The organism is Paenibacillus sp. 32352 (genome assembly GCF_002042965.1).
Taxonomy (GTDB): Bacteria; Bacillota; Bacilli; order Paenibacillales; family NBRC-103111; genus Paenibacillus_S; species Paenibacillus_S vulneris.
This window is the reverse complement of record NZ_MZNT01000009.1, coordinates 246,075-264,840: the sequence shown is the minus strand read 5'-3', so window position 1 is coordinate 264,840 and position 18,766 is coordinate 246,075. Positions and strand designations below refer to the sequence as shown.

Annotated in this window: 16 protein-coding genes, 1 pseudogene and 1 other annotated feature; of the genes and pseudogenes, 6 read left to right on the top strand and 11 right to left on the bottom strand. The window is 48.3% G+C overall.

Annotated elements, in window-relative coordinates:
* Positions 1-84: 84 nt before the first annotated feature.
* Genes B1728_RS21625 through B1728_RS21615 form a run of 3 tightly spaced genes read right to left on the bottom strand, consistent with a single transcriptional unit; the run spans position 85 to position 4,372 of the window.
* Positions 85-1,626 (bottom strand): response regulator transcription factor, encoded by a 1,542-nt coding sequence (locus tag B1728_RS21625; protein ID WP_079912475.1) that lies wholly within the window; start codon positions 1,624-1,626, stop codon positions 85-87.
* Positions 1,623-3,455 carry a cache domain-containing sensor histidine kinase gene (locus B1728_RS21620; protein ID WP_079912474.1) on the bottom strand — a complete coding sequence of 611 codons (1,833 nt, stop codon included), beginning with the start codon at positions 3,453-3,455 and terminating at the stop codon, positions 1,623-1,625. Before B1728_RS21620 ends, B1728_RS21625 begins: the two co-directional genes overlap by 4 nt.
* Before the next feature lie 23 nt (positions 3,456-3,478).
* Positions 3,479-4,372: an AraC family transcriptional regulator gene (locus B1728_RS21615; RefSeq protein ID WP_079912473.1), complete on the bottom strand. Its 894-nt coding sequence runs from the start codon at positions 4,370-4,372 to the stop codon at positions 3,479-3,481.
* 529 nt (positions 4,373-4,901) lie between these two features.
* Between B1728_RS21615 and B1728_RS21610 the strand changes: the two genes are divergently transcribed.
* From B1728_RS21610 to B1728_RS21600, 3 genes are all read left to right on the top strand, one after another.
* Positions 4,902-5,195 carry a hypothetical protein gene (locus B1728_RS21610; RefSeq protein WP_079912472.1) on the top strand — a complete coding sequence of 98 codons (294 nt, stop codon included), beginning with the start codon at positions 4,902-4,904 and terminating at the stop codon, positions 5,193-5,195.
* A 47-nt stretch (positions 5,196-5,242) separates the two neighbouring features.
* Positions 5,243-5,518 (top strand) — a binding site (T-box leader).
* Positions 5,519-5,583: 65 nt separating this feature from the next.
* Positions 5,584-6,882, top strand: coding sequence for an aspartate aminotransferase type Ic (locus tag B1728_RS21605; RefSeq protein ID WP_079912471.1), 1,299 nt, complete (start codon positions 5,584-5,586; stop codon positions 6,880-6,882).
* 172 nt (positions 6,883-7,054) lie between these two features.
* Positions 7,055-8,416 carry a catalase gene (locus B1728_RS21600; RefSeq protein ID WP_079912470.1) on the top strand — a complete coding sequence of 454 codons (1,362 nt, stop codon included), beginning with the start codon at positions 7,055-7,057 and terminating at the stop codon, positions 8,414-8,416.
* An 86-nt stretch (positions 8,417-8,502) separates the two neighbouring features.
* On the opposite strand, the gene B1728_RS21595 is transcribed toward B1728_RS21600, so the two are convergent.
* Positions 8,503-9,864 carry a DJ-1/PfpI family protein gene (locus B1728_RS21595; protein WP_079912469.1) on the bottom strand — a complete coding sequence of 454 codons (1,362 nt, stop codon included), beginning with the start codon at positions 9,862-9,864 and terminating at the stop codon, positions 8,503-8,505.
* A gap of 319 nt (positions 9,865-10,183) precedes the next feature.
* Here B1728_RS21595 and B1728_RS21590 point away from each other — a divergent pair, with 319 nt between their 5' ends.
* Positions 10,184-11,107, top strand: coding sequence for a S66 peptidase family protein (locus B1728_RS21590; RefSeq protein ID WP_079912468.1), 924 nt, complete (start codon positions 10,184-10,186; stop codon positions 11,105-11,107).
* A gap of 10 nt (positions 11,108-11,117) precedes the next feature.
* Here the strand turns inward: B1728_RS21590 and B1728_RS21585 are convergent, their stop codons facing one another.
* Positions 11,118-11,741, bottom strand: a complete 624-nt coding sequence (locus B1728_RS21585; RefSeq protein ID WP_079912467.1) for a C40 family peptidase — start codon at positions 11,739-11,741, stop codon at positions 11,118-11,120.
* 239 nt (positions 11,742-11,980) lie between these two features.
* On the opposite strand from B1728_RS21585, the gene B1728_RS21580 reads away from it, so the two are divergent.
* Both B1728_RS21580 and B1728_RS21575 read left to right on the top strand, forming a co-directional pair.
* Positions 11,981-12,457 (top strand): MarR family winged helix-turn-helix transcriptional regulator, encoded by a 477-nt coding sequence (locus B1728_RS21580; protein ID WP_079912466.1) that lies wholly within the window; start codon positions 11,981-11,983, stop codon positions 12,455-12,457.
* Positions 12,447-13,262: a class I SAM-dependent methyltransferase gene (locus tag B1728_RS21575; RefSeq protein WP_179136131.1), complete on the top strand. Its 816-nt coding sequence runs from the start codon at positions 12,447-12,449 to the stop codon at positions 13,260-13,262. The genes B1728_RS21580 and B1728_RS21575 overlap by 11 nt, the downstream gene beginning before the upstream one ends.
* Positions 13,263-13,319: 57 nt before the next feature.
* Here B1728_RS21575 and B1728_RS21570 read toward each other — a convergent pair.
* The 6 genes and pseudogenes from B1728_RS21570 to B1728_RS21545 all read right to left on the bottom strand — a co-directional run bounded on the left by B1728_RS21570 (position 13,320) and on the right by B1728_RS21545 (position 18,734).
* Positions 13,320-13,894 (bottom strand): annotated as a pseudogene (locus tag B1728_RS21570) (LysE family translocator).
* Between the two features lie 145 nt (positions 13,895-14,039).
* Positions 14,040-14,915 (bottom strand): sugar phosphate isomerase/epimerase family protein, encoded by an 876-nt coding sequence (locus B1728_RS21565; protein WP_079912464.1) that lies wholly within the window; start codon positions 14,913-14,915, stop codon positions 14,040-14,042.
* A 50-nt stretch (positions 14,916-14,965) separates the two neighbouring features.
* Positions 14,966-15,754, bottom strand: a complete 789-nt coding sequence (locus tag B1728_RS21560) for a carbohydrate ABC transporter permease (RefSeq protein WP_256865459.1) — start codon at positions 15,752-15,754, stop codon at positions 14,966-14,968.
* Between the two features lie 103 nt (positions 15,755-15,857).
* Complete coding sequence (locus B1728_RS21555) at positions 15,858-16,733, bottom strand: carbohydrate ABC transporter permease (protein WP_079912462.1); 876 nt, start codon at positions 16,731-16,733, stop codon at positions 15,858-15,860.
* Between the two features lie 291 nt (positions 16,734-17,024).
* On the bottom strand, positions 17,025-17,297 hold the full coding sequence (locus B1728_RS21550; RefSeq protein WP_079912461.1) for a hypothetical protein: 273 nt from the start codon (positions 17,295-17,297) through the stop codon (positions 17,025-17,027).
* 99 nt (positions 17,298-17,396) lie between these two features.
* Complete coding sequence (locus B1728_RS21545; RefSeq protein WP_079912460.1) at positions 17,397-18,734, bottom strand: extracellular solute-binding protein; 1,338 nt, start codon at positions 18,732-18,734, stop codon at positions 17,397-17,399.
* Positions 18,735-18,766: the final 32 nt, after the last annotated feature.

Here is an 18,766-nt window from a genome sequence, read left to right as displayed (position 1 = left end):
ATGGCGACCGAGCTTTACGTTGACTTGTTGTAGGTTTATTGTAAGCGGGCCCTGTGTACAGCGAATACAGGTGATTTGTACGGATTAAAGGGGGGAATTTTTCCTAATGGCACTATGCTCTCTTGCATACGCCATAGGGGTCTGGCCGACATACTTTTTGAACAGCGCGCTAAAATGCTTCGTATCCTCATAACCGACCAGCTGGCTGACCTCCTGAAGCCGGTCGACGCCCCCGCTCAGCAGCTCCTTCGCCTTGCGGATGCGGTAACCGGTGATGTATTCGGAGAAGGTCGTGCCGGTCTGACTCTTGAACATCCGGGACAAGTAGCCCAGACTGATGTGATGATCGCAGGCGAACTGCTGCAGCGAGATGTTGTTCTGATAATGTCGATGAATATGCTGCAGCAGCATGGGAACAAGCCCTTTGGGATTCTCGTCTTGAGGCTCATGTCCGCAATACAAATCAACCAGCTTCTCCTGCAGCCATTGCGTCAGCTCGGCATAGCTGGTGCAGCCGTTCAAGCTGCGCAAATCCTCCTGCCAATCCGTCCAGCTCACCAGCCCGCCGCTCGAGGCCGCAAGACGGTAATGCAGCGAGAACAGCATATCCTGCACGAACAGCTTCAGCTGATGCCTCGTCACACGCTTTTGAGTCAATTCCTCAATAATGCAATCCAGCACCTGATGTCCCTTGAGCAAATCGCCTTTTCTGTAATGAACGTCCATCGCGCGGACTTTATCCCACACCTTCAGCAGATCAGCCTCCTGCCGTTTCATGCCCGGAATAAGGTAGGCTGACATACCGAAAACCGCCTGCTCCTCTATGCACTGCTTCATCTGCAAAAACAGGCTGCGAACCGGCTCCTTCTCCTTCTTAACGGCGAACGCCATCTGAAGATGCGCGGGAAGCCGTTTAAGCCGATCAAAGAGGCGGGACAAGGCGGACCGCAGCAGAGATTCCTCTGCCGGAAGCATAGGAAGGAGCAGCAATCTGTGCCTGGCATCCAGATCGACGCTGACCATGACTCTCTCCGGGTCACCGCCATACTGTAGCTGTTGTTCCAGAGAATGAATTTCTTGATCTACCTGCCTCCAGATAGGCGGCGTATCTTTTGAACCTATCGAGAGCAGTACCATCCCGTACATAGAGCGGTTCACTTCGCGCTCAATCTCTGCCCTTTCAAGCCTGATTTCCTCCGACAGCAGCATTTGGGCAAGTGAGCCTGCGAACCATTCGCTCCTTCTTCTTCTTTCCTCATCGATATGGACAAGCGCATGGTCGATGGCTTGAAACAAGGCCTCCTTCTTCACCGGCTTCAATAAATACTCCCCCACACCGAACCTCATGCTCTGCCGGGCATATTCAAATTCATCGTGAACGCTCAGGATGATGCATTTGATCGAGGAATCCAGCTTGGCCAGCTCTTCAATCAGCTCCAGTCCATCGATTCCCGGCATGTTAATATCCGTCAGCACGAGGCTCGGACGCAGCCGGCCTACAGCCGTTAAAGCATCATCCCCATTATCGAAGGCGTGAATCCGATGCCTGGCGCCATACTGGGCCTGCATCATCTGCTCCAGCTCCGCCAGAGCCCACCGCTCATCCTCCACTACAAAAATATTCATAGCGCAGCCTCCTCCGCCTTGCGGCTTTCTTTGACCTCCGTAACGAACGGTAAGACCAAGGAAACGGAGGTTCCTTCACCCGGCTTGCTGGCAACGGTTAACCCGTATTCTTTGCCGTAATACAGCTGAATCCGTTGACGAATATTCAATAATCCGATGCCGTGACCGGCATTCTCATAAAAATTCAGCGCATTGGACATCTGGAACGCTTTCTGCAGCTGAGCTAAGGTCTTGGCACTTACTCCTTCTCCGTTGTCGTGAACGGTGATCGTAAGCATCCCTTGGGCTTCCGCTGCACGAAGCGTAATGCAGCCTCCCGATTTGGTTCTGCGGAGGCCGTGATTAAAGGCGTTTTCGATCAAGGGCTGGACGGTCAGCTTCAGTATCCGGGCTTCGAGCAACTCAGGCGGAATGTCACAGCAGAGCTGAACCCGGTTGCCGAACCGATGCTGTTGAATGTTGAAATAATTGTGAATATGCTCGATTTCTTCCTGCAGCCTTACCGGATGCTGCATATTTTTCATACTGTATTGAAACAGTCCGGCCAGCGACTCGGAAATCTCGGCTACCTCTTCGATTCCTCTCAGCCGGCTGATCGATTTCATGATGTTCAGGGTGTTGTATAAAAAGTGAGGGTTGATTTGTGCGTGCAGAGCCGATAGCTGCGCATGCTTCTCCGCCAGCTTCGACTCATAGACTTCGTGGATTAGCCTGGAAATACTCTCCAGCATGTGGTTGTACATTCGGCTCAGCTTGCCGATTTCGTTGCGGCCGGAATAATCCATTCTGTGGCTGAAATCACCCAGCTCAACTCGCGACATGTTGCGCATCAGGTTGTTAAGCGGCCGCAAGATTTGATGAGACATCAGGTAGGAAACCGCAGCAATCAGTAGCATCGTCAGCACACCGACCAGAAGGACGATGTCTTGAATGCGTTTTTGCTTCTGAAGAAGCACATCCTTGGGGATGAGGATGACCGTATTCCACCCGGTATAGCCCGACTTGACAACGGTATACAAATACTCGGTATGCCTCCAGTTCAGCTCGCCCTCCGTGTCATTTCGGCTGAGCACGCCAGGGTCGAACATGTCCTGGACGCTCTCTGCGGCATCGCTCCCATTCTCATAGATGATTCGGCCCTCGTCGTTAACCATCAGCACATTCATCGTATGCTGCATTTCATTCGCATTGGTGTTCGCCAGCACCATATTAAATGCATTTACATTGATATCGATTTGGGCAAAGCCGATAATGGTCTGGGTGGGGATTTTCGTAATTTTACGGATAAACGAAATCCCTTTCTCGGCATGCTGCTCATCCGTGTTGATTTCGTAAGAAGGCAGACTCACGAACGGCTTCTTGCCTAAGGACACGGTTAGTGCGCTCAACTGCTCCGGTGTCAGCTGGTTTCTCGGCCTCGGCTCCACCCGCTTGGAATATTGGTACAAATGGTTATCGAGCGAGTAGATGGAGATGCGCTGAACGTACGCTTTGGGATAAGAGAAATTGAACAAAATCGGATTCAGCTTGTAGCCCACAACCTCTTTCTCCACAGGATCGGTCGCTTTGTAAAAGTCGAACAAAATCCCCTGAATGGACGGGTCGATGGAGATGGCAAGCGACAGCTCCTCTATGTTCTGAATGTACAGATCGATCATTTCGGAAAACTGCTTGGAGATGATCTTCGACAAGGAAAACGTCTGGTCTTTAATATCGCTCGTATTCTTGTAATAAAAAATACCGCAGGTAATCCCTACAATGAACAAGGAGACGACGGAATAGGAAATAAACATCTTCGTCTTCAGCAGCTGATCATTCCAATAGCGCATAAGCGGCCTCCGCGAATAAGGGATTAGGAGGTTTCACGGTATTTGCCCGGCGAGCAGCCTACCTCCCGATGGAACAATCGGCTGAAAAAGGCAGGGTCCTCATACCCGACGCGTCCGGCGATAGTAATCACCTTCTCATCGGTTTCCAGCAACAAATGCTTCGCCCTCTCGATGCGGATCCGGTGAATCATATCCACCACCGTCATGCCGAGCGACTCTTTAAAAATCCGGTTCAGCTGCCGCGAGCTGATATTGAATAGCTCACACAGGTCGGAAATACTAATTTTTTTATCGTAATAGCGTTCCAAATAGCCGCAAATTCTTCGGACAAGAAGCTGCTTTGCGCTGCTGCGCACATGCTCTCTGCCGCTTTGCCCTTCCGCATGACGGTATGCCCGGGACAGCAAAATAAGCAGCTCTACCATCTGAAGCCGAATAAGCGGCTCGAAGCCCGGCTGACGGTTCTCAAATTCATGGATGATCGTCTCCAGCAAAAATTGGGTGCGCGTCGCATCCTGACCGTTCAAATTCAGGCAGCGGTGAAAACGCTCTCTTTTATCCAGAAAAGGATGCACGTAAAAATAGTCCATCGACTGCGATACGCCCAGCTCCTGCAGCCATTTGCCCTGAATCAGATCGGACAGGAACAAGCAGTTGATGATCTCGATTTCCTTGCCGGGTTTGATGCTGTAAGTATGAACCTCCCCGGGATTGATGATGAACACGTCCCCCGAGCGGATATCGTAAAAGCTCCCTTCAAACACATGCTGCGCCTCGCCCCGAACGACATAGACCAGCTCGACGAAGTCATGCCCGTGCAGCAGCGGAACATGCTCATGGTCATGAAAAAAACGCCGGATCCAGAACGGAAACGACTGCTCTTTAATAAATTGGCTGCTGTGTAACTGTCTCTCCACTTGGAAAACCTCCTAACAGTTTTACAAAGTAAAACAAGCTTGGAAAGCAGCTGTACCGTCTTTCTTAAGGCACAAGGTCGAGTTGTTCCCGAACGTTCTCAGGAGTTGCATCCTTTACTCTTATCATACGGTAATAATGGAGTTCCATCATGGTCATTTCAGACACTATTATAGCCTATTTGTACGCAAAAAAGCGGGAACCTTGTCGGTTGGGTAAGTGTTCGGTAAAAATAAAAACCTTATTCGGTTAAACCCGTACATTTGTGCGTGAGGAGGAACCGATGTGGGATTCCGGCCGCTGTTGAAGTCGTGTTCCTTGAATGATAGGCTTGCAGCGGTTGGAACACGAGCTTCAAAGGCGGACGCTCCCGCTCCTCCACCCCACATCGATTCCTCTCTTGTTCTACTTTTAGGCATAACCGTTAAAAAAATATCTTCTTGCTTTCCCCCCTCGACAGCCTATTTTCTACATTCTCATGATATAATTTGAATAACTCGTAAAATATGGATACTTTTATAGGAGTTCCTTATGAGATATCTAAAATGGTGCATGATTTCTTTGGGCTTGTATACATTACTAACCCTTCTCGCGTGGTTCATCGACGAAATAGGATGGAAAAAGGGAATAACGGAAGGAAGCTACCAAATCTGCGCGAACTTGATTTCCAACCTTCAATTCGTCTTTAAATTGCTGCTTGGAATCGATGATGTCATTAATTATAACTTTAGACTTTTACCGTTTATTATGGGGGCTGTTGTTTGGTTGCTTGCCGCCATTTTCTTGTGCAAAAAAAGAATCCGGTCAGAAGAAGTTATACGTTGACAAAACAAGCGTACCTTTGCTACTATATTTTCAAAATTCAAACAAAATACAAGGCTATGAAGAGAACAGTAATTAGGAATCGTTATTTACAGAGAGCTCCTGTTCGGTGGAAAGGAGTAATAAGGATCTTAATGAACAAAGGCTCGGAGCCTCGCACGGATCTAGGATAGGTTCTTTTCTTAGTGATGCTGCGACGGGTTCTCCCGTTATAGAGATAGGGTATAACCAATTTGCTTCCAAATTGCCGTACCCGAAAAGGTTGATATGGCGACATATCAATAAACCGAGGTGGTACCACGAAGCTAATAACTCTCGTCCTCAAGATCCATGATCTTGAAGGCGGGAGTTTTTTTGGTTTTTATTTCCAAATTGGAGTGAAAGCGGGGAAATGGAGATGCAAACCGATTTTTTGAAAATGGAGACGCATGAATTAAACACTATTCACCAAGAATTACTGGGGAAATACAATGAATACAAGAGCATGAATCTGAAATTGGATATGTCCCGGGGGAAGCCCTGCCCTGAGCAGCTTGAGCTATCTATGGAAATGCTGGATATTTTGAAATCAGACGAATCCTTTAGAGCAGCTGATGGTACGGACTACCGCAATTATGGAGGAGTCGATGGAATTCCCGAAGCGAAAGAGCTATTTGCTCAAATGCTCGGAGTGAGCCCCAAAGAGATCATTATCGGCGGTAATTCCAGCCTGAATATGATGTACGATACTCTGACCAGAGCCATGCTTCTTGGCGTCAGTGCGGGCGAATTACCCTGGGGAAGGCTCCCCAAAGTGAAATTTCTTTGCCCAAGTCCCGGTTATGACAGGCATTTCGCCATTTGCGAGCAGTTGAACATCGAGATGATAACAATAGACATGAATCCGGATGGCCCGGATATGGATACCGTTGAAGCTCTTGTTAGAGAGGACGATTCCATTAAAGGGATATGGTGTGTCCCCAAGTACAGCAATCCCGAAGGAACTACTTATTCCGATAAGGTAGTGGATCGGCTTGCCGGCATGGAGACAAAGGCAAGGGATTTTCGAATCATTTGGGATGATGCCTATACGGTTCACCATCTATCGGATACACCGGATCAGCTCAAAAATATCCTGACAGCCTGCAAAACTGCCGGAAACCCCAACCGTGTTTATATATTCAGTTCTACTTCCAAAATAACGTTTCCGGGCTCAGGCGTTGCGATGCTGGCATCCAGTGAAGAGAATATTAATTTTATAAAAAAACAGCTTGGAGTTCAAACGATTGGTCCGGATAAAATAAACCAGCTTCGCCATGTTCGATTTTTGCCGAGTATGGATCATCTCAAGGCTCATATGCAAAAGCAGGCGGCTATCATCAAGCCGAAATTTGATTTGGTTTTGCAGCAACTTGAAGCTGAGCTGGGCGGCAAACAGATTGCCGAGTGGAGCAAACCCAATGGGGGTTATTTCATCAGTCTCAACACGCTGGATCATTGTGCGAAAGAAGTTGTAAGCATGGCAGCCGGGCTTGGGGTGACCTTGACTAATGCAGGAGCTACTTATCCTTATGGAAAAGACCCGAGAGACCGGAATATTCGAATCGCTCCTACTTTTCCCTCCATCCATGAACTCCAATTAGCGATCGAGGTCGTGTGCATTTGTGTTCAAATCACCAGCATCAAGAAGATTTTGGCCGATAGGAAGTAAAGTAGTTAACGCATTGTCCGCGACCAGGGCAGTGCGTTTTTCTATTCTTTTGTCTTTTGCTGCAGCTGTCACCTCTAGCTCTTCGTCCTGAAGTGCCGTACTGTCTGTCATATTCACATAGAAGCATTTCATACCTTTTACTATACTGGCATGCCAAGATGGAGGTTGAGAAATGAACGAGAACCAGAGAAATCGCCCTAGCCACGGGCCGGGAGAGTCTCCTTCTGCTTTTCATTCGCAGACGGTTGGCGAACGCGGCCCCATATTGGAACAGGACAACGTTCTGCATGAGACGCTGGAGACTTTCATACATGCGAAGCTGCTGGAAAGACCCGTGCATGTCAAAGGCTATGGCGCATTCGGCTACTTTCAGACCGTAAATGCCATGACGGCCTACACGCAGCTTAGCTTCTTGCAGCATCCGGGGCAACAGGTCCCTGTCGCGGTAAGATTCTCCTTGGCCGTCAGCAACAAAGGCACGCCGGATACTTCCCGCAACGTGCGCGGATTCGCCACCAAATTTTATACGGATCATGGCGTGTTCGATCTTGTCTGTAACCATCTCCCCGTGTTCTTGGTCCGGGATCCCATCCGATTTCCGGAGTCAATCAAGGCCTTCCTGCCGTCACCCGTCAACAATCTCCTTGATCCTGAACGCTTCTGGGGCTTCATCGCCCGAGCGCCGGAATCAACCCATTTTCTCGTCCGGCTTTATTCCGATGCGGGTACTGTCAAAAGCCTCCGCCACATTCCAGGTCACAGCGTCAATACTTATGTCTGGAAAAACGCACAAGGCATCCGCACCTATGTGAAATACCATTGGCTGCCTCTTGCGGGCATTCAATATATTGACCGTCATGAAGCGGCCCGGCTCGCCAGCGAGAATCCGGATTATGCCGGCAAGGACTTATTCGATACGTTAGCAGCGGGAAAGCTCGTCGAGTACGGGCTTTATGTACAGCTGATGAACCCCCAAGACGAATCCTCTCTCCCCTATGATCCGCTGGACGATACCAAGGTATGGGATGAACGTCAGTATCCCCTGCACCCGGTCGGGAGATTGGTATTAAACCGGAATCCGGATCATTATATGGAACAAGTAGAGAAGCTGGCCTTCTCCCCTTCGAACCTGCTGGAAGGTGCAGAGCTGTCAGACGATAAGATGCTCCAGGGGCGCGCCAACATTTACTGGGATTCGCAGCGCCAGCGGCTCGGTCCCGACTTCCGCAAAATTCCGATCAATCACCAGCACAATTGGACGCCTGCTTCCCTTGTGACCAGCGGCAGCGGAAGATTCGTGGAAGGACGCATCGAGCGGTCCGACCTGCCCAAACAAGACGACTTTGCGCAGGCCGGTCAGTATTATCATGCTCTTGCGCCTTTGCAGCAGGAGCACTTGGCAGATAACCTGGCCGCCGATCTTGCCGGCATATCTCCCGAAACGCAACGCATCGTGCTTGGCTATCTGCATCAGGCATCTGCCGAGCTAGGGGAACGGGTCGCCCGAAAGATTCAAACGCAAGCCAAGGGATAAGCCTTATTCGATGTTTATAACAAAGCTCTCTAACGGTAAAGAAGCATCCAGACCAGGCGTCTGCGATGCTTCTTTGGCTTATTGCCTCATGCGGAAACGGTCTTTCTCCTTACGAAACGTCTGTCTGCCAAATAAAGGACGAACAGAGACAGCAAGGTGATGCCAATCGGTATGCCGAATGCCTCGTACGAAAATGGTGCCCCTTCCAACTGAAGCTGACTTGTGGAGCGATACTCAAGCCGCTTGGCGGCGAATTTCGCCGTCCGGATATCTTCCTGCTTCGCCAAATCTTCAAACGCAGGCTCCATCGCGAACCGTTCGGGTGAATCGCTATGCAGGTAAAGCTGCTCAGCCTTCCCGCCGTTCTCGTTCCAGCTTCGGATATCGCTCGCAGCCAGCTTCTTAACGTCCGGACCTACGAAAATCATTTTGTCGAGTTTAGGAGCATCCGTTAGTTGATATCGGGCGACCAGATTCAGTCCGTGCCGGGAAACGATCGGCTCTCGTTTGCTTGATACCGTTATGGTTGTCGTCGTGCCGGAGGCCCCATACGTATCAAAAGCCGAGGATAACATCAGCTCGTCGGCCCCGTCATATAGCAGAACCCCGTTCTTTTTCTTGCTCCATTGAAACGCGTTGTTCAATACATAGACGATATCGCTTAATCCGGCCGTGAAAGGCTCCATTTGCGGACGCTGAACAAAATGATAGGAAGGGTAATTCATTTCCTTCGCCACTTTCGCAGCTGCCGGCTCTCCCTTTTGCCTCGATATGACGTATAACGCAGCATCTATCCCTGAAGTAAGTCCCGCCGAAGAGATTACATTACCGTCATGCACGTAACGCTGATCCCTTTTCCAAGAAATCTCGGTATATTTCTTTTCCAATCTGCCGATATCTCCCCAATGCGTTGCTGCGGACTTTCCGTTAAGAAGGCCGGCATCCGCCAAATTCTCCGCCCCATTGCAGATCGACAGCAATGTCGTTTCTTTGCCGGAATGCTTCTTTATCCATTCACGGACAGGCCTGTATTTATCCTCATCCAAGATCGGCATGAATGGAATTACGATGATATCCGGGCCTTTGCCTGTTAATTGATCCAATTCATCGAAAGTGACATGCGGCACGACATCTAGGCCGCCCGTCAAAGATTTGATGTTTTTGTCGGGAGCTGCCGCAAATACATTGTACTCCCCCGTCATGGAGAACATTTCGTAGGGTACAAGAAAATCGAACACCTCGGTCACTTCGTTTGCTAATACAACAGCCACGGTCTGCTTTTTCGAATCATAGACAGGAGCTTGGACGCTTTGTAAAGAAGCAGGAACCGGCTTATCATAGGCCGACATCGCCTCCTGCATCGTGCTTACAAAACCGATCGCTCCGGACCCTCCCACAACTAGAACCATTACGCACACATACACGATGACACGCCATACTTTTTTCAATTTCCTTCTCACCCTTTTTTAGTTAATTATTAAATGTTATTAACTTTAACAATACAAGTGTAGTGTGAGAAGACTAATTAATAAACTCGGCTAGAGACTATATTTTTCCACGACTATGGTCCAGGTAAAGGTTGGTTGGTTTTTTCTCCAAATTAGCAGCTAAAAGCTCCGTATATAATCATAACAAACCGGCCCTTTGCTGAATATGACTCGATAGGGCTATTCGCTTATAGGTCTGACCAGATGGCCACGCATTATCCCTGCTTACCAAACATAAATTTATATACGAAATGGATATAGGAGGGGAGAGTGTCGATTAGTGCCAGTATATCCACCTATCTTGAAACGTGGTGATACCATTGGAATTGTAACCTTGGGGAGTCCTCTTCATTCTGACACGATCAATAATAGTATTTCTTTTTTACGTAACATGGGATTTCAAATTGTTGTAGGCAACTATGTCTATTCAGATGATGGATTTCTTGCGGGGACGGATGAACAAAGAGCATCTGATCTAATGGATATGTTTAAGAATCCAAAAGTGAACATGATTCTTCCTACTAGAGGAGGGGTTGGAGTTCTGGGAATTCTCCCTTATTTGGACTACGAAGTCATTGCTGCGAATCCAAAAATACTTACCGGTTACAGTGACATTTCCGTATTAATGAATGCCTTATATCAATTTTCCGACCTGGTTACGTTCTCCAGCCTGCTGCTTTTTGATTTTAGGGCCACGACTCCGGCCTATAATTTCAATCAATTTTTTGAGGCCACTTCTAAAGTCGTCGCCCCTAGGGTTATTCGAAACCCTCCCAATAGGGCACTTTCCAGTAAAGTTGCTGGTAATGTGACGGGGCCAATTGTCGGCGGTAATCTTTCTTCCATAGTGGATACGCTTGGTACCACGTATGAAATCGATACGAAAGGAAAAATTATATTCCTTGAAGAAACACATGAGCCGATAAATAAAGTGTATCGAATGATCAATCATTTGAAAATTGCAGGGAAGTTTAATGACTGTGCCGGAATTGTCATGGGGGAATGTACAGAATGCCAAACGGCCTATGGCACATCTTACAATGATCTGATTGACGAGGTCTTAGTTCCAATAGGTAAGGCGCTTATGACCAACCTGGCGTCCGCTCACGGAATCTATAAGGCTGCCATACCTATTGGAGCTGTGGCTAACTTAAACACCTATAATAATACTTTGACCGTTCTTGAACCAACGGTTAGTTTATAGGATACAACAACTATTTGATTAGACGGCGTGCTCCCCAATAATGGGAATCATAATAGGGTGTACCGAATAAGGTGCTGATTTTTACTTCTCTTGTTCCCATGGTTCCAGCTTGTAATATCTTGTTATTGCCAATATAGAGGGCCACATGGGACACCCCTGCTTGGTAGGTACCACTTAGGAACACCAAGTCGCCTTTGCGTAACTGATCGGCTGGAACATACTCTCCTAGCTCGCTCTGCATGGAGGATGAATGAGGAAGCTCCATTCCAATCTCTCTAAACATATACTGAGTAAAGCCGGAACAATCAAATGCTTGGTACGGCTGATCTCCTCCAAATACATAGGGAACTCCTAGCTGCGTCATTCCTTTGGCAATCATTGCATCCGCTTGTGCTTCCCAGTTTTGCTTATGTCCATTGGGCAAGTTTAGGACCAGACCCTCATAAATATTATTCGGATCAATGTTGGGGTTTATTTCCACTAAACTGGATAAACTTACGCCTTGTTGATTGGCAATTGTCCAGAACGTATCACCGTCTTTAGCCGAGTACTGATCATATGTAGCTGCGGATGCAACGCTAGAAAACATAATACTTATGGCTAACGCGGAACTCAAGATGACAGATTTATTCATTGTAACCTCCTAAGTCGTATTAGTCTTAATGTAATACCTCCCTAGTTTTAACCTTAACATCAATCTTTTCGGGTGGGTACACTCAAAATATGGTAACTACTTGTATTACGTTGTTAATGGAGCCGCCTGATATATCCCGTAGCTCCATTTTTTCCAAAAATATTATTTGCTTTGTGCAAACAAATAAATTAAATTTAGAGCAACCAAGATAAATTAATTTTACGAGGGTGGTGTTTAATTTGACCAAGAGCCGCAATGAGCTGCGCAAACTGGCTCTAGGAACTCTGAAGCTAGTGAAAGAGTTCCAGCATGCACAGGATCGAAGGTCCGATCTGGATCGAGTGACGTTCGAAATCCTGATGCTCGTTAAAATCCGCGAGCAAATGCGCTTGACGGATATAGCTAAAGAATTGCAAATGAATCCCTCCTCAATCACCAGACGAATTCAGAGTTTGAAACAATTAAACCAGATTTCCGTGATTTCCGACCCGAATGATCTCCGATCAAGTCTCATCTGCCTAACCGAAATTGGCGAAGAGATGCTCAAGGAATTCTTCGAAAGAAGTGTCGATGGGCTGGCCCATATTCTTATGGAATGGAACGATGATGAGATTCGGGTACTTGCCGATAGTCTGACACGTTACGCCGATGCAATGGAAACATGGCGGACATCAACTGCCAACACCCAGGAAGGGGTTAATGATCATGGAGAATAAGGAAAAGCTTCAGCAAAAACAGTATGCGAACCCAGGTAATTTCAATGCACGAATCTATATGAACCGTATGTTCAGCACGAACAAATACCCGTGGCCCTGTTGGATATTTGATCAGCTCAAGCTAAAGGAGCCCGCCAAGGTTCTCGAGCTCGGGGGAGGCAACGGGTTACTGTGGATGGCGAACGCCCAGCGGATTCCGACACACTGGGATATTACCGTTACGGATATTTCTTCCGGAATGCTGGAGGATGCCAGGGCAAAACTGGATGATTTCAGAGGCAGACTTCACTTCGTGGTCATGGATGCCGAGCAGCTCCATTATCCTGACGGTGTCTTCGACATCGTCATCGCCAATCATATGCTATACCATGTGGATAGAAAAAAAACCCTATCGGAGATTAAGCGGGTTTTAAAAACGGACGGCACCTTCTACGCTAGTACGGTGGGCAACCGGAACATGCTGGAAATGAGAGAGATCGTCAATGCGTTCGATCCCAACTCCAAGTACAATGAAGTGCTCGGCTCCATTGAGAGCCGCTTTTCTCTTGAGAATGGAAGAGAACAGCTATTGGAGCATTTCAGCGATGTAGAGCTTCATTTGTATGAAGATTCATTGGTGGTAACGGAGTCCGATGCCATTGTGAACTATGTATTGTCTATGAATGGATTTTCCCCAGATCAGGTTGTTCTGGACCCCGGGATGGCCGATCGGTTTAAACAATTTATTGATCAAAAGATGGCTCAATCCTACGGCAAAATCCGCATTCAGAAATCCTCGGGTATTTTTATCAGCAGCAATCGTTAGGGTTATAAACCATGCCCTCATTTGCTTACAACACATAACACCTCTGCATTAGCTTGGCTACAACCAGATCATGAGGGCGGCGTAAACCAATAATAGAGCCATCATAACACTTGCTATCCTATTATGCTTCTGAAAAAACGATTTGAAGACCCTACCGAAAAGCACCCATGTTGTAAAAGCTAAGAAGCCAATCAAGGTTAACGCCACAATACTTACCGTCACAGCGGAAGCCGTACTGTAATGGGGCATAACAAAGGTTGGAATGACCGTCCATGAAAATAGTACTACCTTTGGATTTAGAAACTGCATCATAAAGCCGGATAAAAAGGTAGCCGTCTGGTTTCCTGTTGGATTGGACGAATGCGATTTACACATGAGATAAGCTAGGTATAGCATATATATGCTCCCAACAACCTGCATGGCAATTAGTATTTTCGGTATGACCGTATTAGCAAGTTATTCAGAACAGCGGAAATCACAAGCAATAGGCCAAAACCGGTTGCTGCACCGTACGAATACTTCATGGCTTGCTTTGCCCCAAAATGGTTAACGGTGGACAAGATGACGAGATTAGTAGGTCCCGGTGTAAAAGTGGCAATCACGCAGTAAATCAAAAAAGATGTCATGTCCATGAGAACGCTCCTTTCAAGCTCTTCTCATATCCATTTATACGGTGAAAGGTATTTGTATCCGTCGGAAAAAGGCACCAGGCCTGGCATCAAAGCCAAGCTGGCGCTCCATACATGATTCATCTCTTACCTATCACTAATGAAAGCTTCATTTATAACGGCGGATAAACTCCACCGCTTTGCGAATATCGGCCTCAGGCTGCGCGCCGACTTCCCGCTCGATCGTTAAATAGCCTTGGTAGCCGATCTCCTGCAGGGCAGCAAAATAAGCGTCGAACGGTACCTTGCCCTCCCCTAACGGTACTTCTTTAAAAATTTCGCCGGAGGATACCATCTGCGCAATTTTGCCGTGATCCATAGGCTCGAAGCCAAGTGCGCCGTACACTTCTCTCGGATCGACTTCACGGAAACGGATGCCGTCTTTGACATGCGTATGAACAATGTAGTCCTTCAACAAATGAACCCCCTGGACAGGGTCGTCGCCGGTGACCATGACCATGTTCGCCGGGTCGAAGTTGACGGAAACACCGTTCGTGCTGAGCGAGTCGAGGAAATGCTTCAAATGGGCCGCACGCTCCGGTCCTGTCTCAATAGCAAAGTAAGCGTTCAAGCTCTTGGCATACTGCCCGAGCTCCTCGCAGGCGGACTGCATGCTGTGGTAGACTTCGCTTTGCTCGTCCTCCGGTACAATCCCGATATGCGTGGTCACGATGTTCGTACCAAGCTCAAGCGCCAAATCCAGAATCCGCTTCGACTTCTCCACCTTGGCCGCATTAGCCGTACGATCCTGGAACCCATGTCCGCCGAGGTCGCCGCATAGAGCAGAGATTTCAAGACCGAGAGAAGCGATATAAGCTTTCAGCTCTCTTCGCGCATCCGCCGACAAAGCAGCCGGGTCCATCTCCCCGCTCACCGCATAAATTTGCACGCCTTCGGCGCCAACCTCCTTCGCCTTTTTCAAGCCTTCACGCACACCGATACCAAAGCTGTCGACAATAACGCCGATACGATTGGACAATGCCATGCTCCGTTCCTCCCTGCTTATCCTTGATTTTATTTTCCTTCGATTCCATTTTACCCCTTTACGGCCCCTGCCGTCATTCCTTTCATGATCTGCTCCTGAAATAGCAGGAACACGATGATCGTCGGCAGCACGGCAATGGATAATGCGGCCATCGTCAGCTTGTAATCCGTGGAATAGCCGGTAGCGAACACCGAGAGACTGAGCGGCAGCGTTTTCAGAGCGGGCTTGCTGATAAACACAAGTGCAAACGCAAAATCGTTCCAGAATCGTAAGAAAGCGAGAATAGCGACGGTAGACAACGCAGGAATACTAAGAGGCAGCATGATACGGAAAAAGATGCCCCAGTACCCGGTTCCGTCCATTAGCGCAGCTTCCTCAATTTCTTTAGGAACAGAGGTTAAATAAGCGGCGGTTACGAATATAGCAAGCGGCAGCTCAAAAGCGGTGTAGGGCAAAATCAACGCCCCGTAGCTGTCCAGCAGCCCGATTTTTTTCATAATAATAAATAGCGGCACCAGCGTGCTGTGAATGGGAATCAGCATGCCAAGCAGGAAAAGTCCCATCATCAGAGGCTTCAGCTTGAACTCGAATCTTGCCAATACATAAGCTGCAAGCGCTCCAAGCACCAGAGTAAGCACCAAGGAAGCAATAGTAACAATGGTAGAGTTAATAAGCGAAATGCCCATACCGGATACTTCCCAAGCGCGGCTGAAATTATCCCAATGCCACTGCGCCGGTAATGAAAAAGGAGCCGAGAAAAACTCCTCATTGTTTTTGAACGCACTCATGAATAACCAAAATAACGGGTACAGCGTAACTAAAGCGTAAAGCGTGAGCATGATGTTGATGGAGCCCCTCTTTACCTTTTGCCCGGTTTGCCCTTGAGGGAAGGCGGTCGTCTTCACTGCATATCCGGATTCCATCGTATTCCCTCCCATTCGTTTATCTCGTTTCCCGCTTCATCAAATATTGGCTTCCTACGATCAAGGCCAAGCTCAGAATAATGATCGCCGTCGACACGGCGCTGCCGTAGCCATAACGGAACACGTTGAACGTATTATTGTACATATAAGAAGCGAGCAGCTCCGTGGAATGAGCAGGACCGCCGCCGGTCATCACGTAGATCAAGTCGAACGCCTTCAAGCTTCCGGAAATACATAGAACGACCGCAACCTTGATCGTATCCCAAATCATCGGCAGTGTAATGACGAACAGCTTGCGCACCGGACCGACACCGTCGATCTGCGAAGCATCGTCAATTTCCGGGGAAATGTTTTGCAGCGCAGCGATGAACATAATCATGTACGGACCGATATAATTCCAAATAATCGGCACCATGATGGCATACATCGAAATTTTCGGATCGGAGAGCCATGCTTTTTTCCACGAGGCAAGACCCAGGTTTTCCAGCAAAAAGTTCAAAATCCCAATTTGCGGATGATAGATATAGCCCCAAATAATCCCTACGACTACGGATGAAAGCACCATCGGCATAAAAATGGAGGCGCGGATCATACGTTGAAACAGCGTGTTTTTCAATAATACAATGGCAAGCACCAAGGCAATGGGCACCTGGCCGAATACGGATGCCGCCACGATCAGCATATTGTTTTTGAACGACTTCCAAAAAATCGGATCCTTGATGACCTCCGCATAATTGTCGAAGCCGATAAACTTCGCAGCTCCGATCCCCTTCCAGTCAAAAAAACCGTAATAAGCGGACCAAAACACCGGTATGATAACAAAAAAAGCGTATAGCACAAAGGCCGGAAGAAGCGCAACTGTTATGAACCCCCGTATGCGTGCCGCTGATGTCATGACTTCCCTCCTAAAAAAATCTACAGGTGTTTCGGTGAGGTATCTCACCCAGTGTTTGTCGAGAAACCTGAAAATCTGAAAAATTGCTTTGGTACTCCCAGTGGGGTATCCCCTTCCGGCCACTGTTGTTCTCAGAAAATATTGATTATATTTGCTCTGCAGCGGGTATTTTCCGAGAACAAAGGCGGTCGCTATCGCTCCTGCAGGGGGTACCCCACCTACCTTTAGCTATTTTTCAGTACGATAGGGTTCCTCTACAGCCTATCGGTGAGGTATCTCACCTATTACCTTTCACATTTTTTTGAGTACTATTTTAAAAAAATATCCAGTTTCATCTGGCGAAACTGATAACTTTAGCATTAATACAGTTTCTCGAGAGCGATACTCGGCAAATAGAGAAGCCTGCTTCCCCGCGAAATTGGCTAAAACGGAGGTGAGATATGCCTCGGAAGAGCGATAGCGTCCGCCTTTGTTTCCAGGAAAAAAACTTATAAAATACATTCGAATTTTCCTGGTAACAACAGCGGCTGGAGGGGCATATCTCACCGGAGATACATTAGCCATATTTCGAGTACCTCCGGCTTCTCGCCAGCTGATTCGCTCCAGAGAAACCAATGGCCCCAGCCTTTCGCCAAGACTGGAGCCATCTGCTGTCCTGCTACATTATTTGACTCCCACCGATTTCGCCTGCGCTTCCTGAATCTTCTTGGCGATATCCTCCGGCTTGCCGCCCATCAGCAGCTCCTGCAAGCCATTGTTCACTACATCCGCTGCCGCAGAGCTCAGCACGCCGTCGTATACCGGCGTTCTTTTCACTTTGCCGAGCATTTCATAGACTTGCGCGAATAAGGAAGATACTTTCGTCTTATCCAGCTCTACCTTGTAGCTGACCAGCTGATTGCTCTCCAGAGTGGACTTTTGAGCGGCAGGGCCGGATAACGCATAGATCAATTCATAAGCCGCATCTTTGGCTGCGCCGGTTGTTTTCTTGCTCATGCCGAGACCGGTGCCGACAACGCCGGACAGCGAGTTCGGATCGCCTTTGCCGCCTGGTACGGACGGAAGTACGGTGACGGCCATGTTATCCAATGTTTCTTTGGATGCGCTCGCCGCAAGATTTGTCAACGCCCAGCCGCCGTCGATCATCATTGCCGCCTTGCCCTGCGCGAAATACTGCTCCATTTGCGTATTGTCGATGCTGTTGAAGCCCTCCTGGAACGCTCCCGCTTTGCCGAGCTGCTGCAGGTAGGTCAATGCTTGAATGAATTCCGGGTCGGTGAACTTCGCGCCTTTTTGGTTGGCGGCGTTCAAGAACCATTCGGAGCCGGTGACACGATCGGCCAGCGAGCTTAAAATACTCGACTGGGCCAGCCAAGCCGCTTTATTCCCCAGCGCGATAGGCGTAATATTGTTCTTTTTGAACGTTTCCACGAGACTCATCATGTCATCCCATGTTTTTGGCGGCTTCACGCCATATTTATCGAAGATCGATTTGTTATAGTAAAGAATTGACGTTGGGGACAATCCCATCGGAGCGCTGTACGTTTTGCCATCGATAGTGAAATCATCGAAGGAATTCGGCAGGAAGCCATTCTTCCACTCCGGCTTGCTGTCCAGCAGCGCATTGATCGGCTGGAGCAAATCGCCGCCTACGAACTCTTTGGTCATAACCCCAGGCCACATGACGAACAAATCCGGCATTTCGTTTGCCGCAGCAACCGTTTTCAAACGGGCTCTATAGCCATCGGGCGGAATCCCCTGAATATCCAGGTCCACGTTCGGGTGGTCTTTCTTGAATTGCTCCATAATCGCTCTCATGTTTTTGGCACGAAGATCGTCGCCCGTGTAGTTATGCCATAAGGAAAGCTTTACTTTGGCCTGCGCTTTATCTTTGCTGCCGCTGTCTCCAGCCGCTTTGCCGTCCGTACCGGTTGAACCACAGCCGGCCAGAAGAGCCGTTGCCATAACCGCTGTGAGTGCTGCCGCCGCCGCTTTTTTCATATTGTTATACCCTCCTTGGTCTTCTCTTTACA